Below are 7,028 nucleotides of genomic sequence, written 5' to 3'. Positions count from 1 at the left end.
GGCGGCGAGCACTTCGAGAACTTGGTACCGGGCACTACGCCGGTAAATACCACCGTTACCGATACTCCGGGCACTGCGGACACCACTACAGTCACGCTGACCGCGCCAAGCGTAGTTAACGAAGGTGGTCAGATTACGTACACCGCCACGCTTTCTAACAAAGCGGGTACTGACGTCACCCTGAAACTCGACAACGGTTCCACCATCACTATCAAGGCCGGTGACACCGTCGGCACCGTGACCGTCCCGGCACCAAGCGATGACGTGTTCATCGACAAGAGCACTCAGACCGTCAAGATTACCGACGCTACCGGCGGTAACTTCGAGAAGCTGGAAGTTGCAGGCAACGGCGCAACCACCACCATCAACGACACCATCGACAAGGTCGATGTGGTCCTGACCGCCACCAACACCGTCGGCGAAGGCGGCAACATCGTCTACACCGCCAGTCTTGTGGATAAAAACGGCGCGCCGGTGACCAACATCACCAACCCACTGACCGTGACGTTGGATAACGGCCAGACCATCACCATTGGTGTAAACCAGTCGAGCGGTTCTGTCTCGGTAGTCGCTCCAAACGACGTCTATCAAGGCGACCAAACTGTCACTGCCGCCATCAAAGGCGTTACCGGCGGCGAGCATTTCGAGAACCTGGTGCCGGGCACTACGCCGGTGAACACCACCGTTACCGATACTCCGGGCACTGCGGATACCACCACTGTGACCCTGACCGCGCCAAGTGCGGTCAACGAAGGTGGTCAGATCACTTACACCGCGACCTTGAGCAATAAGGCAGGCACCGACGTCACGCTGAAACTCGACAACGGTTCCACCATCACCATCAAGGCTGGCGATACCGTCGGCACTGTGACCGTTCCTGCACCTAGCGATGACGTGTTCATCGATAAGAGCACCCAGACCGTCAAGATCACTGACGCCACGGGCGGCAACTTTGAAAAGCTGGAAGTTGCCGGTAACGGTGCAACTACCACGATCAACGACACCATCGACAAAGTGGATGTGGTCCTGACGGCCACCAATACCGTCGGTGAAGGCGGCAATATCGTCTACACCGCCAGCCTTGTGGATAAAAACGGCGCGCCGGTGACCAACATCACCAACCCACTGACCGTCACCCTGGATAACGGCCAGACCATCACCATTGGTGTGAACCAATCCAGCGGCTCCGTCACCACTGTCGCGCCGAACGACGTTTACAACGGCGACCAAACTGTCACCACCGCGATCAAAACGGTGACCGGCGGCGAGCACTTCGAGAACTTGGTACCGGGCACTACGCCGGTAAATACCACCGTTACCGATACTCCGGGCACTGCGGACACCACCACCGTGACCCTGACCGCGCCAAGCGCAGTTAATGAAGGTGGTCAGATCACTTACACCGCGACCTTGAGCAACAAGGCCGGCACCGACGTCACGCTGAAGCTGGACAACGGATCGACCATCACCATCAAGGCTGGCGATACCGTCGGCACTGTGACCGTCCCAGCACCGAGCGATGACGTGTTCATCGACAAGAGCACGCAGACCGTCAAGATCACCGACGCTACCGGCGGCAACTTCGAGAAGCTGGAGGTTGCAGGCAACGGCGCGACCACCACCATCAATGACACCATCGACAAAGTCGATGTGGTCCTGACCGCGACCAACACTGTTGGTGAGGGCGGCAACATCGTTTACACCGCTTCGCTGGTCGATAAGTCGGGTAATGCGGTGACTAACATCACCAACCCGTTAACGGTCACCCTGGATAACGGCCAGACCATCACCATCGGTGTGAATCAGTCGAGCGGTTCTGTCTCGGTAGTCGCTCCAAACGACGTCTATCAAGGCGACCAAACTGTCACTGCCGCCATCAAAGGCGTTACCGGCGGCGAGCACTTCGAGAACCTGGTGCCGGGCACTACGCCGGTAAACACCACCGTTACCGATACTCCGGGTACTGCGGACACCACCACTGTGACCCTGACCGCGCCAAGTGCGGTCAACGAAGGTGGTCAGATCACCTATACCGCGACCTTGAGCAACAAGGCCGGCACCGACGTCACGCTGAAGCTGGACAACGGTTCGACCATCACCATCAAGGCTGGCGATACCGTCGGCACCGTGACCGTCCCGGCGCCAAGCGATGACGTGTTCATCGACAAGAGCACTCAGACCGTCAAGATTACCGACGCTACCGGCGGTAACTTCGAGAAGCTGGAAGTTGCCGGTAACGGTGCAACTACCACGATCAACGACACCATCGACAAGGTCGATGTGGTCCTGACGGCCACCAACACCGTTGGTGAAGGCGGCAACATCGTCTACACCGCCAGTCTTGTGGATAAAAACGGCGCGCCGGTAACCAACATCACCAATCCACTGACCGTGACTTTGGACAATGGCCAGACCATCACCATCGGTGTGAACCAGTCCAGCGGCACCGTCACCACTGTAGCGCCGAACGACGTTTACAACGGCGACCAGACTGTCACTGCCGCGATCAAAACGGTGACCGGCGGCGAGCACTTCGAGAACTTGGTGCCGGGCACTACGCCAGTGAACACCACCGTTACCGATACTCCGGGCACTGCTGACACCACCACCGTGACCCTGACCGCGCCAAGCGCAGTTAACGAAGGTGGTCAGATCACCTACACCGCTACCTTGAGCAACAAGGCCGGCACCGATGTCACGCTGAAGCTGGATAACGGGTCGACCATCACCATCAAGGCCGGCGACACCGTCGGCACCGTGACCGTCCCTGCGCCTAGCGATGACGTGTTCATCGACAAGAGCACGCAGACCGTCAAGATCACCGACGCTACCGGCGGCAACTTCGAGAAGCTGGAAGTTGCAGGCAACGGCGCGACAACGACTATCAACGACACCATCGACAAAGTCGATGTCGTACTAACCGCTACTAATACTGTGGGTGAAGGCGGCAACATCGTTTACACCGCGTCGCTGGTCGACAAGTCGGGTAATGCGGTGACCAACATCACCAATCCACTGACCGTGACGTTGGATAACGGCCAGACCATCACCATTGGTGTGAACCAATCCAGCGGTTCTATCTCGGTAGTCGCTCCAAACGACGTCTATCAAGGCGATCAAACCGTCACCACCGCCATCAAAGGCGTCACCGGCGGCGAGCACTTTGAGAACTTGGTACCGGGTACCGATAAAGTCACTACGACCGTAACGGACACACCGGGCACTGCAGATACCACCACCGTGACCCTGACTGCGCCAAGCGCAGTTAACGAAGGTGGTCAGATTACGTACACCGCCACGCTTTCTAACAAAGCGGATACTGACGTTACCCTGAAACTCGACAACGGCTCGAGCATTACCATCAAGGCCGGTGACACCGTCGGCACCGTGACCGTCCCGGCGCCAAGCGATGACGTGTTCATCGACAAGAGCACCCAGACCGTCAAGATCACTGACGCTACCGGCGGTAACTTCGAGAAGCTGGAAGTTGCAGGCAACGGCGCAACCACCACCATCAACGACACCATCGACAAGGTCGATGTGGTCCTGACCGCGACCAACACTGTGGGCGAAGGCGGCAATATCGTTTACACCGCCAGCCTTGTGGATAAAAACGGCGCGCCGGTAACTAACATCACCAACCCGCTGACCGTCACCCTGGATAACGGCCAGACCATCACCATTGGTGTAAACCAGTCGAGCGGTTCTGTCTCGGTAGTCGCTCCAAACGACGTCTATCAAGGCGACCAAACTGTCACTGCCGCCATCAAAGGCGTTACCGGCGGCGAGCACTTCGAAAATCTGGTGCCGGGCACTACGCCGGTAAATACCACCGTTACCGATACTCCGGGCACTGCGGACACCACCACCGTGACCCTGACTGCGCCAAGCGCAGTTAACGAAGGTGGTCAGATTACGTACACCGCCACGCTTTCTAACAAAGCAGGTACTGACGTCACCCTGAAACTCGACAACGGCTCGAGCATTACCATCAAGGCTGGTGACACCGTCGGCACTGTGACCGTTCCTGCACCTAGCGATGACGTGTTCATCGACAAGAGCACTCAGACCGTCAAGATCACTGACGCCACGGGCGGTAACTTCGAGAAATTGGAAGTTGCCGGTAACGGTGCAACTACCACGATCAACGACACCATCGATAAGGTCGATGTGGTCCTGACCGCGACCAACACTGTGGGTGAAGGCGGCAATATCGTTTACACCGCCAGCCTTGTGGATAAAAACGGCGCGCCGGTGACCAACATCGCCAACCCGCTGACGGTCACTCTGGATAACGGCCAGACCATCACTATCGGTGTGAATCAGTCGAGCGGCAGCGTCACCACCGTAGCGCCGAACGACGTTTACAACGGCGACCAAACTGTCACTGCCGCGATCAAAACTGTGACCGGCGGTGAGCACTTCGAGAACCTGGTACCAGGCACTACGCCGGTAAATACCACCGTTACCGATACTCCGGGCACTGCTGACACCACCACCGTGACCCTGACCGCGCCAAGCGCAGTTAACGAAGGCGGTCAGATTACGTACACCGCCACGCTTTCTAACAAAGCGGGTACTGATGTCACCCTGAAACTCGACAACGGTTCCACCATCACCATCAAGGCTGGCGACACTGTCGGTACCGTAACCGTTCCTGCACCAAGCGATGACGTGTTCATCGACAAGAGCACCCAGACCGTCAAGATCACCGACGCTACCGGCGGCAACTTCGAGAAGCTGGAAGTTGCAGGCAACGGCGCGACAACGACTATCAACGACACCATCGACAAGGTCGATGTGGTCCTGACCGCCACCAACACCGTCGGTGAAGGCGGCAATATCGTTTACACCGCTTCGCTGGTCGACAAGTCGGGTAATGCGGTGACTAACATCACCAACCCGTTAACGGTCACTCTGGATAACGGCCAGACCATCACCATCGGTGTAAACCAGTCGAGCGGGTCTGTTTCTGTAGTCGCTCCAAACGACGTCTATAAAGGCGATCAAACCGTCACCACCGCCATCAAAGGCGTCACCGGCGGCGAACACTTCGAGAACCTGGTACCAGGCACTGCGCCGGTAAATACCACCGTTACCGATACTCCGAGCACTGCGGACACCACTACCGTGACGCTGACCGCGCCAAGCGCGGTCAACGAAGGTGGTCAGATTACGTACACCGCGACCTTGAGCAACAAGGCCGGCACCGACGTCACGCTGAAGCTGGACAACGGATCGACCATCACCATCAAGGCTGGCGATACCGTCGGCACTGTGACCGTCCCAGCGCCGAGCGATGACGTGTTCATCGACAAGAGCACGCAGACCGTCAAGATCACCGACGCTACCGGCGGCAACTTCGAGAAGCTGGAAGTTGCAGGTAACGGCGCGACAACGACTATCAACGACACCATCGACAAGGTCGATGTGGTCCTGACCGCCACCAACACTGTTGGTGAGGGCGGCAACATCCTTTACACCGCTTCGCTGGTCGATAAGTCAGGTAATGCGGTGACTAACATCACCAACCCGCTGACCGTCACCCTGGATAACGGTAAAACCATCACCATCGGTGTGAACCAATCCAGCGGTTCTGTCTCGGTAGTCGCTCCAAACGACGTCTACAAAGGCGACCAGACCGTCACCACCGCGATCAAAACTGTGACCGGCGGCGAGCATTTCGAGAACCTGGTGCCGGGCACTGCGCCGGTAAATACCACCGTTACCGATACTCCGAGCACTACGGACACCACCACCGTCACGCTGACCGCGCCAAGCGCCGTTAACGAAGGCGGTCAGATCACCTACACCGCCACGCTTTCTAACAAAGCAGGTACTGACGTCACCCTGAAACTCGACAACGGCTCGAGCATTACCATCAAGGCTGGTGACACCCTCGGCACTGTGACCGTTCCTGCACCTAGCGATGACGTGTTCATCGACAAGAGCACTCAGACCGTCAAGATCACTGACGCTACCGGCGGCAACTTCGAGAAATTGGAAGTTGCAGGCAACGGCGCAACCACCACGATCAACGACACCATCGACAAGGTCGATGTGGTCCTGACCGCCACCAACACTGTTGGCGAAGGCGGCAACATCGTTTACACCGCCAGCCTTGTGGATAAGAACGGCGCAGCAGTAACCAACATCACCAACCCGCTGACAGTCACCCTGGATAACGGCCAAACCATCACCATCGGTGTAAACCAGTCGAGCGGGTCTGTTTCTGTAGTCGCTCCAAACGACGTCTATAAAGGCGATCAAACCGTCACCACCGCGATCAAAACTGTGAGCGGCGGCGAGCATTTCGAAAATCTGGTGCCAGGTACCGATAAAGTCACAACGACCGTAACTGACACACCGGGCACCGCAGATACCACCACTGTGACGCTGACCGCGCCAAGCGCAGTTAACGAAGGTGGCCAGATCACCTACACCGCGACCTTGAGCAATAAGGCCGGCACCGACGTCACGCTGAAACTCGACAACGGTTCCACCATCACTATCAAGGCTGGCGACACTGTCGGTACCGTGACCGTTCCTGCACCTAGCGATGACGTGTTCATCGACAAGAGCACGCAGACCGTCAAGATCACTGACGCCACGGGCGGCAACTTTGAAAAGCTGGAAGTTGCAGGTAACGGTGCAACTACCACCATCAACGACACCATCGACAAAGTCGATGTGGTACTGACGGCCACCAACACCGTCGGTGAAGGCGGCAACATCGTCTACACCGCCAGCCTTGTGGATAAAAACGGCGCGCCGGTGACCAACATCACCAACCCGCTGACCGTCACCCTGGATAACGGCCAAACCATCACCATCGGTGTGAACCAGTCGAGCGGTTCTGTTTCGGTAGTCGCTCCAAACGACGTCTATCAAGGCGATCAAACCGTCACCACCGCTATCAAAGGCGTCACTGGCGGCGAGCACTTCGAGAACCTGGTACCGGGCACTACGCCGGTAAATACCACCGTTACCGATACTCCGGGCACTGCTGACACCACCACCGTGACCCT

General features: G+C 57.6%; 1 protein-coding gene. It reads left to right on the top strand.

Annotated features, from left to right (window positions below):
* A partial coding sequence (locus C9383_RS26075) for an immunoglobulin-like domain-containing protein (protein ID WP_346254076.1) occupies positions 1-7,028 on the top strand: 7,028 nt, incomplete at both ends.

Source organism: Pseudomonas palleroniana (genome assembly GCF_003031675.1).
Lineage (GTDB): Bacteria > Pseudomonadota > Gammaproteobacteria > Pseudomonadales > Pseudomonadaceae > Aquipseudomonas > Aquipseudomonas palleroniana.
The sequence above is the reverse complement of the archived record's forward strand: the minus strand, read 5'-3'. Positions and strand labels throughout refer to the sequence as shown.